The sequence below is a fragment of the Pedobacter westerhofensis genome, from assembly GCF_900182595.1.
GTDB lineage: Bacteria > Bacteroidota > Bacteroidia > Sphingobacteriales > Sphingobacteriaceae > Pedobacter > Pedobacter westerhofensis.
The window spans coordinates 221091-237923 of the sequence record NZ_FXTN01000009.1; the positions used below are offsets into that span (position 1 = coordinate 221091).

Annotated in this window: 23 protein-coding genes; 13 read left to right on the forward strand and 10 right to left on the reverse strand. The window is 42.0% G+C overall.

Annotated elements, in window-relative coordinates; translation table 11 throughout:
* Positions 1-14: 14 nt before the first annotated feature.
* Both FN831_RS18195 and FN831_RS18200 read left to right on the forward strand, forming a co-directional pair.
* Positions 15-776: an AcvB/VirJ family lysyl-phosphatidylglycerol hydrolase gene (locus FN831_RS18195; RefSeq protein WP_142529615.1), complete on the forward strand. Its 762-nt coding sequence runs from the start codon at positions 15-17 to the stop codon at positions 774-776.
* A gap of 253 nt (positions 777-1029) precedes the next feature.
* Complete coding sequence (locus FN831_RS18200) at positions 1030-1809, forward strand: DUF3050 domain-containing protein (RefSeq protein WP_142529616.1); 780 nt, start codon at positions 1030-1032, stop codon at positions 1807-1809.
* A gap of 43 nt (positions 1810-1852) precedes the next feature.
* Here the strand turns inward: FN831_RS18200 and FN831_RS18205 are convergent, their stop codons facing one another.
* Together FN831_RS18205 and FN831_RS18210 are read right to left on the reverse strand one after the other, a co-directional pair.
* Complete coding sequence (locus FN831_RS18205; protein ID WP_142529617.1) at positions 1853-2686, reverse strand: CvfB family protein; 834 nt, start codon at positions 2684-2686, stop codon at positions 1853-1855.
* A 395-nt stretch (positions 2687-3081) separates the two neighbouring features.
* Positions 3082-3378 carry a hypothetical protein gene (locus tag FN831_RS18210; RefSeq protein WP_142529618.1) on the reverse strand — a complete coding sequence of 99 codons (297 nt, stop codon included), beginning with the start codon at positions 3376-3378 and terminating at the stop codon, positions 3082-3084.
* 128 nt (positions 3379-3506) lie between these two features.
* Between FN831_RS18210 and FN831_RS18215 the strand changes: the two genes are divergently transcribed.
* The 3 genes from FN831_RS18215 (at position 3507) to trxA (ending at position 5706) form a co-directional block, all read left to right on the forward strand.
* Complete coding sequence (locus FN831_RS18215; RefSeq protein ID WP_142529619.1) at positions 3507-4019, forward strand: DNA-deoxyinosine glycosylase; 513 nt, start codon at positions 3507-3509, stop codon at positions 4017-4019.
* A 44-nt stretch (positions 4020-4063) separates the two neighbouring features.
* Positions 4064-5224 carry an MFS transporter gene (locus FN831_RS18220; protein WP_142529620.1) on the forward strand — a complete coding sequence of 387 codons (1161 nt, stop codon included), beginning with the start codon at positions 4064-4066 and terminating at the stop codon, positions 5222-5224.
* A gap of 185 nt (positions 5225-5409) precedes the next feature.
* Positions 5410-5706: a thioredoxin gene (gene trxA / locus FN831_RS18225; protein ID WP_142529621.1), complete on the forward strand. Its 297-nt coding sequence runs from the start codon at positions 5410-5412 to the stop codon at positions 5704-5706.
* 17 nt (positions 5707-5723) lie between these two features.
* Here trxA and FN831_RS18230 read toward each other — a convergent pair whose 3' ends face one another.
* Positions 5724-6914, reverse strand: coding sequence for a GAF domain-containing sensor histidine kinase (locus FN831_RS18230; RefSeq protein WP_142529622.1), 1191 nt, complete (start codon positions 6912-6914; stop codon positions 5724-5726).
* Between the two features lie 162 nt (positions 6915-7076).
* Between FN831_RS18230 and FN831_RS18235 the strand changes: the two genes are divergently transcribed.
* Positions 7077-7514 carry a nuclear transport factor 2 family protein gene (locus tag FN831_RS18235; protein ID WP_142529623.1) on the forward strand — a complete coding sequence of 146 codons (438 nt, stop codon included), beginning with the start codon at positions 7077-7079 and terminating at the stop codon, positions 7512-7514.
* 20 nt (positions 7515-7534) lie between these two features.
* Here FN831_RS18235 and FN831_RS18240 read toward each other — a convergent pair whose 3' ends face one another.
* A complete protein-coding gene (locus FN831_RS18240; RefSeq protein WP_142529624.1) occupies positions 7535-8797 on the reverse strand; it encodes a prephenate dehydrogenase in 1263 nt (420 codons plus the stop codon).
* A 95-nt stretch (positions 8798-8892) separates the two neighbouring features.
* On the opposite strand from FN831_RS18240, the gene FN831_RS18245 reads away from it, so the two are divergent.
* Positions 8893-9270: a YybH family protein gene (locus FN831_RS18245; RefSeq protein WP_185960531.1), complete on the forward strand. Its 378-nt coding sequence runs from the start codon at positions 8893-8895 to the stop codon at positions 9268-9270.
* 19 nt (positions 9271-9289) lie between these two features.
* On the opposite strand, the gene FN831_RS18250 is transcribed toward FN831_RS18245, so the two are convergent.
* On the reverse strand, positions 9290-9934 hold the full coding sequence (locus tag FN831_RS18250; protein ID WP_142529626.1) for a YceH family protein: 645 nt from the start codon (positions 9932-9934) through the stop codon (positions 9290-9292).
* A 225-nt stretch (positions 9935-10159) separates the two neighbouring features.
* On the opposite strand from FN831_RS18250, the gene FN831_RS18255 reads away from it, so the two are divergent.
* Complete coding sequence (locus tag FN831_RS18255; protein WP_142529627.1) at positions 10160-10471, forward strand: hypothetical protein; 312 nt, start codon at positions 10160-10162, stop codon at positions 10469-10471.
* A 500-nt stretch (positions 10472-10971) separates the two neighbouring features.
* Here FN831_RS18255 and FN831_RS18260 read toward each other — a convergent pair whose 3' ends face one another.
* The gene (locus FN831_RS18260) at positions 10972-11538 is read right to left on the reverse strand and encodes a hypothetical protein (RefSeq protein WP_142529628.1); all 567 of its coding nucleotides are present in this window, start codon (positions 11536-11538) and stop codon (positions 10972-10974) included.
* A 189-nt stretch (positions 11539-11727) separates the two neighbouring features.
* Here FN831_RS18260 and FN831_RS18265 point away from each other — a divergent pair, with 189 nt between their 5' ends.
* Positions 11728-12123 (forward strand): (deoxy)nucleoside triphosphate pyrophosphohydrolase, encoded by a 396-nt coding sequence (locus FN831_RS18265; protein ID WP_142529629.1) that lies wholly within the window; start codon positions 11728-11730, stop codon positions 12121-12123.
* A gap of 58 nt (positions 12124-12181) precedes the next feature.
* Positions 12182-12367 carry a hypothetical protein gene (locus FN831_RS18270; RefSeq protein WP_142529630.1) on the forward strand — a complete coding sequence of 62 codons (186 nt, stop codon included), beginning with the start codon at positions 12182-12184 and terminating at the stop codon, positions 12365-12367.
* A gap of 147 nt (positions 12368-12514) precedes the next feature.
* Here the strand turns inward: FN831_RS18270 and FN831_RS27760 are convergent, their stop codons facing one another.
* On the reverse strand, positions 12515-13000 hold the full coding sequence (locus tag FN831_RS27760; RefSeq protein ID WP_185960532.1) for a hypothetical protein: 486 nt from the start codon (positions 12998-13000) through the stop codon (positions 12515-12517).
* A complete protein-coding gene (locus FN831_RS18280) occupies positions 13001-13405 on the reverse strand; it encodes a hypothetical protein (RefSeq protein WP_142529631.1) in 405 nt (134 codons plus the stop codon).
* A 224-nt stretch (positions 13406-13629) separates the two neighbouring features.
* Here FN831_RS18280 and FN831_RS18285 point away from each other — a divergent pair, with 224 nt between their 5' ends.
* The 3 genes from FN831_RS18285 to FN831_RS18295 all read left to right on the forward strand — a co-directional run bounded on the left by FN831_RS18285 (position 13630) and on the right by FN831_RS18295 (position 15789).
* Entirely contained in the window at positions 13630-13899 is a 270-nt protein-coding gene (locus FN831_RS18285) for a hypothetical protein (RefSeq protein ID WP_142529632.1), read from the forward strand.
* Between the two features lie 203 nt (positions 13900-14102).
* Positions 14103-15308 carry an MFS transporter gene (locus FN831_RS18290; protein WP_142529633.1) on the forward strand — a complete coding sequence of 402 codons (1206 nt, stop codon included), beginning with the start codon at positions 14103-14105 and terminating at the stop codon, positions 15306-15308.
* A gap of 64 nt (positions 15309-15372) precedes the next feature.
* The gene (locus tag FN831_RS18295) at positions 15373-15789 is read left to right on the forward strand and encodes an OsmC family protein (RefSeq protein ID WP_142529634.1); all 417 of its coding nucleotides are present in this window, start codon (positions 15373-15375) and stop codon (positions 15787-15789) included.
* A gap of 168 nt (positions 15790-15957) precedes the next feature.
* On the opposite strand, the gene FN831_RS18300 is transcribed toward FN831_RS18295, so the two are convergent.
* A complete protein-coding gene (locus FN831_RS18300; protein ID WP_142529635.1) occupies positions 15958-16566 on the reverse strand; it encodes a PAS domain-containing protein in 609 nt (202 codons plus the stop codon).
* Positions 16567-16666: 100 nt separating this feature from the next.
* Positions 16667-16792, reverse strand: a complete 126-nt coding sequence (locus FN831_RS28280; RefSeq protein ID WP_262711889.1) for a hypothetical protein — start codon at positions 16790-16792, stop codon at positions 16667-16669.
* Between the last annotated feature and the right edge of the window lie 41 nt (positions 16793-16833).

Consider the following 16833-nt stretch of genomic DNA (forward strand, 5'->3'; position numbering starts at 1 on the left):
TTTATGTTATTTTCATGAAGCGCTGGCAACTGGGCTTAGGCCTGATTTATATGTTATTCCTGTCTGGTTGTGGTTTTTTATCAAGGATAAGGCAAACTCATCATCATGGTATTGAAAGTCATGATTTTGATCTGCCCGTGATCACTTATAACAGTGCAGACTCCAGCTCTAAAAAACTGATGATTTTTTTCTCAGGTGACGGGGGATGGCTGGACTTTGATGATCAGTTGGCTAGCGGCTTCGCTGCGGAAGGATTTGAAACGGTCGGGTTTAATTCAAGAACGTATTTCTGGACCGGGAGAACGCCCCAGCAAACGGCAGATGATGTCATGCAGCTGATCAGCAAATATTCTTCCCTGTATAAAACAAACAGGATATACCTTTGCGGCTATTCTTTTGGCGCTGATGTTGTTCCCTTCATTTATAACAGGTTAGTCCCTTCCATGAAAAATAAAGTGGTAGCGGTTACATTGCTGTCTCCTTTTGCTTCTACTGATTTTATGATCCATACTTCTGATCTGCTTAATATAAGCGGAGATGATAAACCCTACAAGGTCCGGCCGGAAGTTGAAGCAATAAAGATTCCTGTCTTCTGTTTTTATGGGGAAAGGGAACATCCGAGACCCCTGGATTCCATTCAGAAACGAAACTTCTCCCTCAGGCTGCTTCCGGGCGATCACCATTATGATTCCGCTGCCTATCCTGATATCCTTTCAGCAATGCAGGGCTTAAGGAGGAACCTGCTCTTCAGGCCGTACCGCTTACGAAAGTTATAGCCGGGCGCATCAAAGCTCCGGATTTGTTAGGGATAGAGTGGATAAAATCACATTGATAACGGATGTATGGCGTCCTGACTGAGGAAGTCCTAAATTTATAGGGAAGGTTTAACCTTATTTGCATAGCGGTTAGTTGTGATTTTTCTTTACAAAGTAATATTTGGGGCTGGCGCTTAAAAAAACGATTTGTCTTTTGTGCTAAACTCCCAATTACAAATACCTTTGCGGCATTATTATAAAAAGATAAATCACGATGAATAGTCATATCGCCAGGATACAGTCGGTAATAGAACCGTTAAGACAGGAAATTATTAATCACAAGGTATATTCAGTGATCAACAGCATAGATGATCTGAAAGTATTTATGCAATACCATGTATATGCAGTGTGGGATTTTATGTCATTGTTAAAATCCCTGCAGATTGGCCTGACCAGTACAAGTACACCCTGGTTTCCGGTTGGGAACGCAAATACACGCTATCTGATCAACGAAATCGTTACCGGTGAAGAATCTGATGTGGACGGGGCAGGAGTACGTAAGAGTCACTACGAGATGTACCTTGAAGCGATGGAGCAATGCGGCGCGGATATCAAACCTGTTCTCGAATTTACTGCGATCTTAAAAGAAAGCGGTTCATTCTTTAAGGCTTACACCGAAGCTGAAGTACCAAAGGAGGCGCGCGAATTTATGGACTTTACATTTGAGGTGATCAATGGAAAGCAATCCCATCTGCAGTCCGCCGCCTTTACTTTTGGCAGGGAAGACCTGATTCCAAATATGTTTATCTCTATTGTAAGGGACCTGAACCAGAAGTTCCCGGATCAGCTGTCGCTGATCAAATATTACCTGGACCGTCATATTGAAGTTGATGGTGATCATCACTCACACCTGGCGCTTGATATGACTACAGAATTATGTGGTGATAACGAGGCCTACTGGAAAGCCGCAGAAGAGGTTACTGTTGCATCCCTCAAGCACCGTATTAACTTATGGAACGGGGTTTACAATGAAATTGTGGGTGTAAAGGCATAAAATAAGAAATCCGGTTCTCATCAAAGAGAACCGGATTTCTTATTTATTCAGAGAGCAGCCTGATCTCATGATCGCCAATGGTGATCAATCGTTCTTTGTACAATGCTCCTGTAGTCTTTTTGAATGCTTTCTTGCTCACTTTCAATAAGTCATAGATATCATCCGGGGTACTTTTATCACCGATGGGAAGAACTCCCTGGTTTTCTTCGAGCATTTTAATCAGCACCTCTTTCATATCCAGGATATGGCCATAACCCATAGGCTGCAGGCTCAGGTCAATTTTACCTTCTACACGAACTTTCTTGATCCAGCCTTTTCTTACTTCGCCGGGGTTGAGCTGGTCAAACAATTCATTTGTATAGAGTAAACCAATATATTTATTGTCGATAATCGCATTGTATCCCAAATCACTGCGGTCTGCGATCAATAAGCTCACTTCATCGCCTTCTTCAAAATTAATATCATCCTCCTCAACATAGTTGGTTAATCTTGAAGACGCTACCATACGGTCGTTAGCATCATCCAGGAATACGTAAACCACATGTTTGTCGCCTTTGAACATCGGGCGCTTCTGTTCTTTCTCAGGTACATAAACATCCTTATCAATGCCAATGTCCATGAAAACACCATTTTCACCATCCTCTACAACTGTCAAATAGGCAAAGTCGCCCACACAAGCCAGGGGCTTTTGTGTTGTAGCATGTAATTTCCCGTCCTTATGCATGTATACAAAAACATTGATATTCTCGCCAACTTCCGCATCCTTAGGGACATGGTTGTAGGGCAACAGCGCTTCTTTATCGCCGTCTGACAGTATCAGGCCTGTTTCTGTCTTATTTATAATTCTGAGTTCGTTGTATTGTCCTATTTGTATCATTAATCTTTACCGTTATTCAATCTGCAAAGGTAGCATTATCAGAACAGTAACCGACAATCATAAATTATCCTTTTTCAGAATTCTTACCGGTTTGATTTACAATTATTAAATCGCAGGGCGATACGAAATCAAAATTTATTAAAATATGCGGTATCCAATCCTTACAGCGATTTGATTGGAATGGGAAAAGCTTTTGTCGTAATTCTCATATTTCAATCCAAGATCAAATCTGCTGCCCAGTTCTGTTGCGGCGCTGGCAGACCATACCGTATTTGAATTTCCGTTGACATCTATAGCGATACCAGCAGCCCCGGCCAGGTATAATTTTTCTGCAGGATATAACTTAAGTCCAAGTTTGAGCGGGATGAGGTTCTGGTCTGTGCTGTAATGAAATGTTACCGGGGGATAAGGGGGGCGAAAGTAAAAGTTACAGCTTCTGTTTTGTTGGTGATGCGTGTAAACCCGGCACTGAAGGTGAGGCCCAGGAGATCTGTCAGCTGGCGTTCAACCTGCAGGTCGGCGCCAATGACCAAACGCGGGTTATGGAATGTAATCCCTGGATTCAATGAGGCGGTTAAATTCCATATACCCCGGTCGGCGGCCTGATGGTCTGAAGATCCTGAAGTTTGTGCGCGTAACGTGGTAAGCTGTGCAAATAGCAGTAATGCAGTAAGTTTGAATATTTTTTTCATCTGAAGTATTTTGCAGATATGACCATCGTGATCAGGTTTACCCTCATCCATGATTTAAATATTTCTGCTAAACTCATTATATTTAAATTTTGAGAACATATTCTGATGCTTAATGTTAACCTCTTCAGATGAACAATTCAGATACCAGCCCTATTAAAACAGCATTTCAGCCAATTGTTAACCAGCAGTGTACTGTGCTTTTGCTGGGCACAATGCCGGGAGACCGGTCGTTGCGGCTCCAGCAATATTACGGACATGCGGGAAATCATTTCTGGAAACTGATATATACACTTTTTGGTCAGCCTCTGGAGCCCGATTATGAATCCCGGAAGTTGTTCTTACTGGAGCATCATATCGCCTTATGGGACGTACTGGAATCTTGCACCTGCGAGGGCAGTTTAGACAGTAATATCAAAAATGAAGTTGTAAATGACTTTGCGGCTTTTTATCATCAGTATCCAAATATCGGCCACGTCTTTTTTGACAGCAAAAAGGCTGAGGAATTTTACCTGCGTTATGTAAAAAAGAGTGAAGACAAGATCTATCATTTGCTGCCCTCTCCAAGCCGCGCGAATGCCTCCAAATCATTTGACCAAAAACTGGAAGCCTGGACGGAATTGTTGCTGTATACAAAAGAATAAATCGTATTAATCAATCACTTGTGTTGTTTATCTTTGCAGCATAAATGAACGATATCATCTCCAAAAATACACACAGGATATTCCTGAGCACATTTTTCTTTATGTCGGGTTTTAGTTTTGCCACCTGGGCATCAAGAATTCCGACGATCAAAATGGCATTTGGGTTTAATGATGCTGAATTGGGTTCTATTCTGCTGGCTATGCCCGTTGGATCACTCATCGGGCTGCCTATTTCGGGCTGGCTGGTATCACGTTACGACAGCCGTGTCCCGCTTACAGTTGGCTATGCATTAAATTCAGTGGCGATGGCTTTGATTGGCTTTACGCACAATACAGTAGCGCTGGTTGCGGCCGTGGTTTTATTTGCTTTTACGTCAAGGATATTCAATATATCGATGAACACGCAGGCGATTACCGTACAAAAGCTCTTTGAAAAAAAAATCAATGGTTCATTTCATGGTTTCTGGAGCACCGGGGGAATAGCCGGTGTGGCTTTTTCTACATTGCTGCTTGCACTGAATACATCTATTCAGGTACACTTTCTGATCGTTGCCTGTATTACCCTGTTAATGGCAGTTTACTCCTTCAGGTTTCTTTTAAAGGGCGACCGGTCGGCCAGTGGAAATAAACTTATCATTGGAAAGCCTGATCCCTATATTCTAAGCCTGGGAATTGTTGCTTTTCTTTCGGCTATCTGTGAGGGTGGTATGTTCGACTGGAGCGGTATCTACTTCCAGCAGGTATTGCACGTGAAAATTTTTACATACGGATACCTGATCTTTATGATGTTTATGGCGATGTCCAGATTTTTATCTGATCTGATCATCGGGAGAATTGGAATGGCTGCTACTTATCTGATGAGTGCTGCCTTTATCATCTCAGGTATATTTATGGCGATTGTGATTCCCCATTTCTGGATCGCAATGATCGGTTTTTCACTCGTTGGTTTCGGAACGGCCTCAGTAATTCCGATGTCCTATTCAATGGCAGGTAATTCCAGGAAATATTCTGCAGGTATGGCTATTTCTATCATTGCCACATATTATATTACTGGTACGTTTTTAGGCCCCCCGCTGATTGGTTACCTGGCACACGCCTTTGGTTTAAGAGTTGCATTTGTCGTATTTGCATTCTGTGGACTGATGCTTATTCCTGTATCACAGCGGGTATTTAAGTATAAGAAAATCGAAGAAGAAATTATTTAAAAAAAATCTGTCTGTTTATATAATAATTACAATTATCAGCGTTTATATATCCGAGAGCGTTAATTTAGATGGCGGGGATGTTGCGAAAGTGATATCCCCGCTTCTTTTTGTGATCAGCCGTTCCAGGGTTGCCGGCAGGTAAAACAATATTCCGATGCCTGCTGTTATTCCTCAAAACAAAAGGTATGTCAAACTTCACAGAAATTATTAAATCCGAAAAGCCCGTACTGGTAGACTTCTCTGCCGAGTGGTGCGGCCCCTGTAAAATGATGGCCCCTATCCTGCAGCAGTTAAAAGGAATGATGGGAGAGAGGGCAACAATACTAAAGGTTGATGTGGATAAAAATCCTGCAGTTTCCAGTCAGTACCAGATTCAGGGTGTTCCCACACTTATCCTGTTTAAAGGCGGTGAAGTGAAATGGAGACAGTCTGGCGTGATTCCAGCAAGTCAGTTGCAAGGTATTATTGAAAGGCACTTGTAAATTTAACTGAGGTAATTTCAGACATATGTTCTGTTAATATAAACTTCTGCGATTGTACCGCTCCCTTCAATTGATCGTAGCCTGAATTCGCCATTCAGGTCCTGCACCATCCGTTGCACCAGCGACAATCCGGATTTGTCATCACATGGATCTGTAGTTTCGATTCCCATGATAATCTGATCTACCGTCGCATCGCTCATACCCCTGCCGGAATCGGTTACCTTGATCTTGAGCAGGTTGTAAGTTGCTTCAGGACTAATCTCCAGATCAACTGTGATCAGCCCCATTTCTGCAGTGCAGTTTAGTGCACAGTTGATCAGGTTACCTGTGATCTGCAATACCTTGTTTTTTTCGAACGGAACAAACTTTGTGCGTTCACTCACATTAATTTCAAGATCTATACCTTTGGTTATTGCCTGCGGAACATATAACCTTTCCACTTTATCCTTAAAGATATGAAGGTTAAACTCGTCCTTTTTTAAGGGAGGGAGCTGAGTTTCAGAGAATATTTCGTTGGTAATCTGCAGTATGCCCTTGCTGCTGCTGTTGATGTGTGTTGCAGCCTCCAGAATATCGGTCATGGTATTTTCTGTTCCCTGATCAGCGATCAGGCCAGACAGGCCAATAATGCCCGAAAGTGGCCCCCTGATATCATGAGCAATTTTTTTCTGGATATCCATTAACTCTGTGAGGTTGTGTTTAAGCGTATCAATGGTCTTAAGCGTATTTAGCCGGTTCGAAACCTCATCAGCCACTATCTTCAGCAGTTCAATTTTTTCCGGGCTGAGCGACCTGAATTCAGTGTCTACTACACATAATGCTCCGATATGGTGACCATCTGAAGTCTTTAGCGGTAAGCCAAAGTAATATTTTAACTGAAGCGGCCCTGCTACATAAGGTTTATCTTTAAAACGCTCGTCGTCGGAGAGATCCGGGACTTCGAACTGTTCATTACCAGTAATGGTGTACTGACAAACTGAATCTTCACGCGGCATCTGATCAATATTGAGGCCGTGGTTGGCAATAGTCCATTGTGTAAAAGAATCAATAAGGTTAACAAGCGATATTTTAGTGCCGGCAATCTTTGCCGCCAGGGTGGCAAGAGCTTTGAACTGGCCGGCCAGATTAGAGTAGTCAACGTCGAGTTCGGCGAGGCTGAACACTCTTTCTATCTCGTTCTCAGGTAGGGGGAGAGGGTTTTTAGTCATAAATAATTGATGTGTAAGAAGCGCAACACTAAAATAAGGGTTCTACTTTAAAATTTTCTGTTCATTATCCAAAAATCCTGTTCATTTTTAGGACCGGATTAAATCGGTTTAATGCTGCGCAATACCCAATTATTATATAACTTTAAAAATCAAATATAAATTATGAAAAAATTATCATTGATACTCCTGATTTTTGCAGGCAGCCTGGCAGTAAAGGCCCAGTCCAAGGACGAAACGCTTGTCGCTGCGGCAGTAGAAAAACTGCGGACAGCGATGATCAGCGGCAATAAAGCTGATCTGGAAAGTGTGCTGTCTAATGACTTAACTTACGCACATTCCAGTGGGAAAATTCAAAGCAGGGAAGTTTTTGTTGAGGAAATCTCTACCAAGAAATCCAATTTTTTAACTATTGAACTGAGCAAACAGAGCATTAGCATTACAGGCGATGTGGCGATTGTTAGTCATCAGTTAAATGCAACTACCAATGATGGTGGCAAACCTGCGGCCCCGCATCTGAATATTGTTTTGGTATGGAAGAAAACCAAAGGTGAATGGAAACTGATTGCCAGGCGGGCGTTTCATGCACCTGTGGCGGAGTAAGAGAGGGATTGCAGAACTGATCAGTAGCTGCGGTTTAATCTGCTGATCAGTTCTGAACTTTGAAGCCGTCCATGTTCCAGGCGGTCTTCAAAAAATAATTTGGCATCATTGAAGTGGTGCTTATATCCATTCATATCACCGTAACCGATAATGGATGACCATTCCCGGACTGCTGAATGGAATTCCAGATCATCCGTACGGATCTGCTTATTGTAGATCGCAGCATTGATCGATTCTTCGAGCAGCTCTTCATTTCTAAAAAGATATTCTACTATGCCCAGCCTCAGCCTGAAAGGCGGCGTCTGACAGATCAGGTTATCATAGGGATTAATACCCAGCTGATACCAGGCATCGGCCATGCTCAGCAGGCTCAAATGTGAATTTGGTGTTCGTGGTATTCCACCGCCTGAAAGAGAAAACTCCTGCATTACCTGGTTGTCCAGCAGCAGAAACTGTTTGGTATCCGGGAAAAGGAACCTCTTTGCTTTCATAATGCGTTCACGAAAATCATGTTCATTTTCCGTGATCATCATTTTAAAAAGATCCGACTCTGACTGCGCATATGATTTGATCTGCTGACGCGCATAGGGGTTCATGATGGCCAGCCCGGCATAGATATGCGCTTTATAGCTGAAGATCCTGAGCATAGTCAGAATCTTTACATTGTCGATCCCGCCAAAGTAAGATGTATTTTCCCAGGGAAAAAATCCGGCACTTTTCCAGGCCGTGCCCATACTTTCAAAACCCATATGTGTTACGGCTTGCGTATCGGCTACAATCTTATCATGGGTATGATAATCGCTCATTTCTACCAGGTCAGATTCAAGTGCCGACAAAACATCTACCATACGCATGTATGCTTCTGCATCGCATCGGTAAGGAATAACAATTAAAGTCTGGTCTTTGGTATCAAAGCCCGGACCGTGCAGGGAATGGCAGGTAATGATATTTACATCTTTGGGCAGATTAGCTTCAAAGGCGGCTATTTCAGGATGCTTTACAGAAGTCTGTCCGGCTACAATGGCGCCATATTTTGTGGCCCCTCCGTATCTTTGTACAACTTCGCCTATTTTTTCGGCTTCTACGGCATAAAAAATAATGTCGGCTTTTCTGGATACGGCACTGCCGTCGATCATCAGCTCAATCCCCAGCGGAGAAAGTTCCTCTTCTAATTTTTCATAAAATTCAGGCAGATCTGAACCGCATACCTGGTATCCTGCTTTTGCAAAACGTTTTGCATAAAGTTTGCCCATATCTCCCAGGCCAATAATTCCTATAAGCATCGCATCATAATATCCAGCAAATTACCAAAATTATGCTGATAAAGGATGAATATTTGTCACATTTCTTGTTAGTTTTACGTAAGGTTAAAATCACAATGGATCAGCAGCGAAAAGAAGCAATAGAAAATATACGTGCGGCACGTGAGAACTCAAATATAGCTATCCGCGAGCACAGCGTGCATGGTGTTTCAAAATACTGGCTCGATGACATGATCGTCATCTCAGGCGAGGGTGGCCAGTATGTAGGGAAGAAGACGCTTGTAGCAGTTTTCACAGAAATGTTTGCCGCTAATCCGCCGGTATTTGAACGGATACCTTCCGAAATCCAGATCGGAGACAGTGGCGTCCTGGCCTGGGAAACAGGTACCTGGCACTACAAGACTGCGCAATTCAGGGGGAATTACTCAGCGATGTGGCGCAAGGTTAAGGGCGTGTGGCTTACACAGTCGGAATTATTTGTTTCGCTGGACTAGTACTGCAGGCTAAACTGAACTACTGGCTCATTATTAGGTTAAGCATCTCTTTCAGTTCTTCCAGTTCATGCTCCAGCCGAACCACTCTTTGCTCCAGGTCTGGATGGATAGGAGAAGCGACAGCAGCTTCATGAACATTTTCTTCCTGTTCTGCGGCCAGTCCAAATAAATGCTTAAAGCGAGCTTCTTTTTGTCCGGGTTTTTTATCCAGCTGTTTCACATAGGCCGGAGTTTCTGCAGCCAGTTTGTTTAAGATCTCCTGCACTTCTTCAATCGTCTCAAATTCATAAAGCCTGGCAGAATTGGTATTGATTTCGCCAGGAGTTAAAGGTCCGCGAAGTAACAGCAGACAAATTACCGCAAGTTCAGAAGGAACCAGGGGATAGGCGATGGCAAGATTGTGTTTATATTTAATGGAACGGCTGCTGCCGCCTGTTGCAGTGCTGATGAGGCCTTTGATCTTGAGCGCATTTAGCGTGATTGTAACAATTTCCTCGTCATAATTGACTACCGGATTTCTGGATGTTTTTTGGTTACAGGCATTTGTCAATGCAGAGATCGTCATCGGGTAATAGTCGGGCGTAGTCCTGCTTTTTTCCATCAGTGATCCTAAGACCCGTTGCTCTGCAGCATTCAATATCAATATAGAATCTTGATTTTCCATACCAGTAAATATATAGTTTGATACTTATTTAGCCAAATTGTGGATATTTTCCACAGTAAATCAGGTAATAAACATTTATAATATATTGAAAATCAATGAATTGTTATTTTATTTAACTGTGGCATCATTATGAGACAGTCATATATGAATTGAATAATTAATTAAAACGAGTCGGCTTAGAAACCTATCAAAGGCTTCAAGCTAAAATAAATAAAAACAAGCATTATGAAAAATTTCATTTTAACAGCAACAGTATTAGCATTCGCAGGTATATCAACAGTAAAAGCATCAGAAGTTAAAGCTCCGGCAGAAATAACTGTACAACAGGATAGCACTCAGAAAGTACCTGTTAAACTTGAAGAACTTCCTGCACCTGTGACAACCACCCTGAAAGCTGATGCTTACAAAGACTGGACACCAACGGCTGCATTTTTAGTAACCAATGCCGATAAAACTCAGTTTTACCACATCGATGTTAAGAAAGGTACTGAAGTTGCCTTCATTAAAATCAATAAAGATGGTGTTGTAGTTCAATAAGCGTCATTTCAATCATTTCATACTATACCATAGCCGGATTTATTCGGCTTTTTTGTGTTTAAAATGCTGTTTAGTTGTTAACATTTATTGTTGATAACAATTTCAATATTCTCATTGTCAGTATATTGTGATGTGTATAACTACTTTCGTCCGATTAATTAGCCGATAAAAAAATGATTAGCCCTGATGTGTCCCCTGAGACTGTTTAGAAAGCTGCCATTTTTCCACATATCCTGTTGGTAACTTGTTAACAGTTGGTAATTAAATGTCAAAATACGTTAGGAATTCAGCTGCTTCAACAGTTGGAAAGGAAAAATTCATGCAGCAGAATGGTGTCTCATAATTTTATCAACAAGTATTGTGAATAAGTTGTTAATATTAATACTTTCTGTTGAGGAGGATATCATGTTGATAGGTGTATTTCCGGAAAAACCTGTAAAGCAAAAACGCCGGTCCGGATGGACCAGCGTTTTTTGCCAGTGTGTGGTGTGTTGTTTATTTTAGTGACCGCGACCGCCTTTGTTATCCGGGCGATTGTCGTTTCCCTTACCATTGTTATGGCCGTTGTTTCCATTGTTAACCGGGGCATTGTGGCTTGCAGGATTATTATTTCTGGAAGGGGTGTTGTTTTTTACAGGAGTGTTACCTCTTCCGCCATTGTTCCTTGCGTTTACATATCTGGTGTCTTTGCTGTCCCTGATGTTACCTTGTTTTCCTTTGTAGCCTTTGTATTTGCTGTATTGAGTAACATGTGTCTGATGTGACAGGTAAGGTTTAGGCGTGTTCATCACAACTTTGTACGAATTGTACAAGTCAAATCCGCTGTAACGTGATGGCAGGCTGCTTCTCCAAACCCAGCTTCCATTATTGAGGTAAACATATTGTTTAGCCGGAACATTATAATAGGCATCTACATCTGGCAGGTAGTAGTAGTCTACATGATCGTAACCTGTTGGTCCCCATTGCGGTTGTGAACCGATATTGATATTTAAGCTCACCTGTGCTTTAGTATTGATGCTGCTTAACGAAGCTACTCCGAAGATGACAGCTAAAATTATTCTTTTCATTTTGTGTGTTTGTTAGTTGTATAGCCTATTCCAAACGATATGCCGAAACGTCCTTAAGGTCTGATTTAATCTGCCAATCCCAGGAATGTGCCGACGAACCTTCTGTTCACATCGCCGCAGGATTGATTTGTATCGACAGATAAAAGTGTCAGATAATGTTTTACAGATACATTTTTATAATTTAGAGCGATGATTGACGTAACCTGCGCACTGATTATAGGTCATAATGAGAAAATTTTGGTCGCCCAAAGAAGTTTGACTATGCGCCTGCCTTTAAAATGGGAGTTTCCGGGGGGCAAAGTTGAGCCGGGTGAAAGTCCGGAAGAATGTCTGCTTCGTGAGATTGCGGAAGAACTGGATGTTGTGGTAGAAATTATAAAACCAATGCTGCCCTGTGAACATGATGATGGTAAACAGGCAATACGCCTCATTCCATTTATATGTATTATTAAACGCGGAGAGATCAGGCTGGCGGAACATGCTGCATTTGTCTGGCTTAAGGCTGCGGAACTCCAGAGCCTGGATTGGGCTGCGGCAGATATCCCTGTAGTATGTCAATATCTGGAAGGCCTTTCGCCGCATTAAAATATCTGTTGTCTTAAAACTAATTGATCAAAGTCTTGTTCTTAGTAAAATCTTAATTATGAACTCTTTTTTCAAAACTATTATTGCAGGCTGGGGCGCCAAAAAATTAGGCGGTGGCTGTTTATCTACAATACTGATCTTTGTATTAATTTATGTAGCCCTGGGACAGTGCAGCAGATCACCACAGCGTGCAGCACAATTGTATAAACCAGCAAGCGTTATCGGAAGCAGGCATACAGGTTAAAAACCATTGCAGATTATACTTTCAGAGGATCTTAAATAAGAAACGGGGAACATCCAGGCGGATGATCCCCGTTATCTAAATTAACGCTCTCAGATATAAGACGCTGATATATTCAGTTTATTGTGTGCGGGTAATAAAAAAGTATAATTAGTTAGCGCGGAAAGAAGCAGCAGGTTTAGCCAGTTCATATTTGATCCAAAAATCGGAAGATTTGGTACCGCCGGAGCTTTCGCCGCCCATACCACCATGCATACCTCCGCCGTGTCTTCCGCCACCACCACCGCCGCCGGGAGGCATGCCTCCGCCGCCGCCCATTCCGCCAGCCATACCTCCGGATCTTCCATGTCCTGCTCCTTCTGGAGAACGTTTTGCCCCATCAGGACGTTCTGCTTTGTTGCCGGCGTTGATTTTGATGTTGTAAGCGATGGCTTTAACCTCATTTCCTTTTAATTCCAGGAGCGACAACGGGATTGACAGCTCACAGATATAGTCTCTTTGTTTACTAAAAGCCGCCGCAACCTCAATACCTTCCTTGTTGGGAATGGCAAGGCTGCCATCCGGAATTTTTTTGAATCCCGAAACTTGTATAACTGTGAGTCCCGGGGAATGTTCATGCTCGTCTGCATGGATCATTTAATGCTCCGCATGCTGCAGTGAATCATTCTGCCCTGCATGGGGCGGTGCTGGCTGCTGCATGCCGAGAAATTTAAGTTTTATGCCATCTTTCTTTTTTCCCAACGTGTTTATATTTAAAGTAAGCCCTCCCCTGAGTAATTTTCCTGTTGTTGCCGCGTCCAGGGATTCAATGATCAGATAAAGGTTCTGCTGGTCATTCGCGAGGGCAAATGCCAGTTGGGTAGGGGTGTTATAATTGTTTAAGGGTTCGTGCCATTCCGAAGAGTTTCCGTCTACCACAACGGGTTGTTGCATCCATAGGTTTACATCCTCGTCGGGATCGGTATTTTGCGCAAGCGCCTGTTGGGAAAAAAAAGCGGCAATGCCGACGCACAATAAGCTAAATATGGTTTTCTTGTTCATTTTGATATGGACGGAGACAATTCCGGATAACGCAAAATTATCTGATTAACCGCTGTATTATAATATTTTAACATTATTTAACGCATACTTTCACTGGCCTGTCTGTCTGCATTTTAATAAAAGCTATTTTCAGCTTTATTTGAATATCGCCTTGCATTAAGCTGGCGAAGGGGTTATATTTGATTAAACGATTTATATTCCTGAAATCACCAGAACGTTTTGATATGGAAGCCATAGACCTGCAAAAATTACATCTGTCTTTCTTCAGCGTAATTAATAATCTGGAGATGGAGTACAGCTTTTACTTCTGTCTCAGCTCCGTTCAGAAGGGCCTTGATCATATTGAAAGTATTTACGATCACTTCAAACTGGACCAGGAAACTTTAGAATTTAACTTTAAATTGAATAGCGACCTGCCCGATGCCATCAGGCAAGTCATCCTAAATACACACCAGCAGATCTTCTTTGGTGCTGAGGCCCTTCAAAACAGGTGAATTAACATCTGCATATCCGTTTTATTTTGTTAATAAATTGCGTTTAAATTTATAAATTTAGCCCGTAAAGCTTTTTTTATGAAATTACGCTCCTTCATCATTTCATTCATGCCCACCATCTCTGCGGCCAATTCAAATCCAAAGTTTCCAGCTGGGGCCAAGTGGTATGTCCACAGTGTTCAGGCTATTGTACCAGATAAAAAATGATACAAAAATTAATTTCTTCCTATAAAGAGTCATTTTCCGGATTAAGCCGCGAAACATGGGTGTTAAGCATTGTCATGTTTATCAACAGGTGCAGCAGTATGGCAGTGCCTTTTATGAGTTTGTATATGACCCAGTATCTGCACAGGCCAATGTCTGATGCCGGTCTCATCATTGCCTTATTTGGGGCAGGTTCACTTGTGGGTGCCACTGTTGGAGGAAAACTTACTGATGTTATAGGGTTTGGAGCTGTCCAAATCTATTCTTCAATTATTGGAGGGCTATTTTTTATACTGTACTCTACAATTACCCATTTTGAATTGCTTTGCCTGTGTACCTTGCTGATCAGCTTTTTCTCGGAAGCCTTTAAGCCTGCAAATTATGCGGCAATTACAGTTTATGCAGCTCCCGGAACAACAACACGTTCCTTTTCACTAAACAGGCTGGCCAATAATATGGGCTTTGCTATCGGCAGTGGTATCGGGGGGATCATTGCCTCATTCAGTTATCCTATGCTGTTTATTGTAGATGGGGGCGTAAGTGTGCTCGCTGGTATTGCGATCTTCTTTCTGCTTCCGGCGATGAAGACACTCCCTAAAACGGTTGCGGAAAAGATCAAGCAATCAGCTGTGATTAAGCCCTGGAAAGATGTGCTGTTTGTTAAATTCCTGCTACTTAATGTTTTGCTGACGATCTGTTTTTTTCTCCTGTTCAGGGTAGTCCCGCTTTTTTATAAGGAGGTTTGGCATATCGATGAATTCTGGATTGGCCTGATCCTGGGATCAAACGGATTGATTATTGCCCTTTTTGAAATGGTAATGATCAGCAGGATAGAGAACAAGCGATCGCCAATCCAGTATATTGTAATGGGCGTACTCATGATTGCCTTGTCCTATTGTATTTTATTGTTGCCCGGTATCATCCCGGTGGTGGCAGCAGTACTGGTTACCGTCACCTTTACAATCGGTGAAATGCTGGCTTTGCCTTTCATTAATACATTTGTGATGAGCCGGACTAATGACCATAACAGGGGACAGTACGCTGCGGGTTATACCATGAGCTGGTCAGTTTCTCAGGTTATAGGTCCCTCCGCCGGTTTCTATCTGGCAGAAATGTATGGCTACAACTGGCTATGGATCTGTCTCATTGTCCTGCTCCTGATCTGCGCCTGGGGTTTTAAGCTTCTGGGCCGTAATATGGACTAGATTTTGCTGTAAATTATCAGGTCAACTGAATTTAACAATTGCTCACAACCATAAAAAAAACAATATGAAACGTAATGCAACAGCCGTTTGGAATGGCACCATCAAAGAAGGAAAAGGTACTTTAACTACAGACAGTACTGTTTTAAATCAGACACAATATTCGTTCGCCAGCCGTTTTGCTGAGGGAGTAGGAACTAATCCTGAAGAACTAATGGCTGCTGCCCACGCAGGCTGTTTTACCATGAAACTGAGTCTTGACCTTACTGAAGCCGGATTTAACCCTACTTCACTGGAAACTAAAGCTACAATAACTTTAGATACAAATACCGGAACGATCACTACTTCCAACCTTGTGCTTAAAGCTAGTATTCCTGATATTACTGAAGAGCAGTTTAAGGAAATTACTGCTGGTGCCAAAGCAAACTGTCCGGTAAGTAAAGCTTACAACCTGGATATTACTTTAGATGCTACATTAGTTTAGTTCGAATAAAATAATAGATGCTATACTAGTTTAGTTCGAAAAAAATAAAGTATATCATGTTCCGTCCTGGCGTTCTTTTGCGTAGCAAATTACTGCAGATGAATATGATATACTTTATTTCTTTCCCTTAGAATGATCTCTCTAAATCTTAGCTAAAGATTTAAAAAATTACTGCATGGCAGCAATGTTCCGGATCACCTCATCAAGTTCGTTGGCACTGTTATTAATCATCAGGATGACTTCCTTAAGCTCAGGGGTAATATTCTCCATGGTTTCCAGCAAAATGCTTAATCCCATAATATTTGCCAGGGGCTTCCTTACTACGTGCGACTGTATATAATAGATTTGTGCGAGATTGTCCTGTGTTTTTGTTAAGGACTCTTTTGTATCTTTCAGTTCGCTGCTGTTGAGAATAAGCTCAGTGATATCATGTCCGATACAGAACATACCTGTGGGTACGTTATTGTCATCAAAGATAGCCTTGTATTCCCATTTGGTAGTTATATAACCGCCCTGGCCGTCATGCTTTCTGATAACTGCCGGAAATACCTGATCAGGATTCCCGAATGCCTTTTCAGAAACGGACTCACATATCTTTGTATCATCGGGGTGCATGGTAACAGAATAATGCTGCCCCACAAGATCACCATGAACATTGTGAAAAATCTTTTGATACCTTTTGTTCACATAGGAATAGTTACTGTCCATGCCTACGCTGATCAAATAATACATCGTAGAATCATCGAGTAACTTCTTTGTTTCTTCAAAATCTGGCATAAAATGAATTGAGATATAATTATTTGCTATCTGTAATACATATTTAACAGAAAAATGTTTGATGAGCAAAAATAGCAGGATGATTTAAAGCGTAAGATAATTACTCTTTGGGCTGATAGATGATATTTCTTACTACAAGGAAGACAACAAAGAGTGCCAGCATAATGATCATAATTTCGGGTGTCCCGACATTTACGCCGCCAACCATAAAGAGGAATATATTCATAGGTGTGTATTTAAATCAAAGGCAGATGAAGCCCTCAGGAG

Bases quoted from the DNA above. Each gene is read 5' to 3' on its own strand.
- FN831_RS18220 (WP_142529620.1), top strand. From the start codon at position 4,064: ATGAACGATATCATCTCCAAAAATACACACAGGATATTCCTGAGCACA.
- FN831_RS18300 (WP_142529635.1), bottom strand. From the start codon at position 16,566: ATGCCAGATTTTGAAGAAACAAAGAAGTTACTCGATGATTCTACGATG.
- FN831_RS18265 (WP_142529629.1), top strand. From the start codon at position 11,728: ATGATTGACGTAACCTGCGCACTGATTATAGGTCATAATGAGAAAATT.
- FN831_RS18270 (WP_142529630.1), top strand. From the start codon at position 12,182: ATGAACTCTTTTTTCAAAACTATTATTGCAGGCTGGGGCGCCAAAAAA.
- FN831_RS18200 (WP_142529616.1), top strand. From the start codon at position 1,030: ATGAATAGTCATATCGCCAGGATACAGTCGGTAATAGAACCGTTAAGA.
- FN831_RS18215 (WP_142529619.1), top strand. From the start codon at position 3,507: ATGAACAATTCAGATACCAGCCCTATTAAAACAGCATTTCAGCCAATT.
- FN831_RS28280 (WP_262711889.1), bottom strand. From the start codon at position 16,792: ATGAATATATTCCTCTTTATGGTTGGCGGCGTAAATGTCGGGACACCC.
- FN831_RS18280 (WP_142529631.1), bottom strand. From the start codon at position 13,405: ATGAACAAGAAAACCATATTTAGCTTATTGTGCGTCGGCATTGCCGCT.
- FN831_RS18205 (WP_142529617.1), bottom strand. From the start codon at position 2,686: ATGATACAAATAGGACAATACAACGAACTCAGAATTATAAATAAGACA.
- FN831_RS18295 (WP_142529634.1), top strand. From the start codon at position 15,373: ATGAAACGTAATGCAACAGCCGTTTGGAATGGCACCATCAAAGAAGGA.
- FN831_RS18195 (WP_142529615.1), top strand. From the start codon at position 15: ATGAAGCGCTGGCAACTGGGCTTAGGCCTGATTTATATGTTATTCCTG.
- FN831_RS18250 (WP_142529626.1), bottom strand. From the start codon at position 9,934: ATGGAAAATCAAGATTCTATATTGATATTGAATGCTGCAGAGCAACGG.
- FN831_RS18285 (WP_142529632.1), top strand. From the start codon at position 13,630: ATGGAAGCCATAGACCTGCAAAAATTACATCTGTCTTTCTTCAGCGTA.
- FN831_RS27760 (WP_185960532.1), bottom strand. From the start codon at position 13,000: ATGATCCATGCAGACGAGCATGAACATTCCCCGGGACTCACAGTTATA.
- FN831_RS18290 (WP_142529633.1), top strand. From the start codon at position 14,103: ATGATACAAAAATTAATTTCTTCCTATAAAGAGTCATTTTCCGGATTA.
- trxA (WP_142529621.1), top strand. From the start codon at position 5,410: ATGTCAAACTTCACAGAAATTATTAAATCCGAAAAGCCCGTACTGGTA.
- FN831_RS18235 (WP_142529623.1), top strand. From the start codon at position 7,077: ATGAAAAAATTATCATTGATACTCCTGATTTTTGCAGGCAGCCTGGCA.
- FN831_RS18245 (WP_185960531.1), top strand. From the start codon at position 8,893: ATGGATCAGCAGCGAAAAGAAGCAATAGAAAATATACGTGCGGCACGT.
- FN831_RS18255 (WP_142529627.1), top strand. From the start codon at position 10,160: ATGAAAAATTTCATTTTAACAGCAACAGTATTAGCATTCGCAGGTATA.
- FN831_RS18260 (WP_142529628.1), bottom strand. From the start codon at position 11,538: ATGAAAAGAATAATTTTAGCTGTCATCTTCGGAGTAGCTTCGTTAAGC.
- FN831_RS18240 (WP_142529624.1), bottom strand. From the start codon at position 8,797: ATGCTTATAGGAATTATTGGCCTGGGAGATATGGGCAAACTTTATGCA.
- FN831_RS18210 (WP_142529618.1), bottom strand. From the start codon at position 3,378: ATGAAAAAAATATTCAAACTTACTGCATTACTGCTATTTGCACAGCTT.
- FN831_RS18230 (WP_142529622.1), bottom strand. From the start codon at position 6,914: ATGACTAAAAACCCTCTCCCCCTACCTGAGAACGAGATAGAAAGAGTG.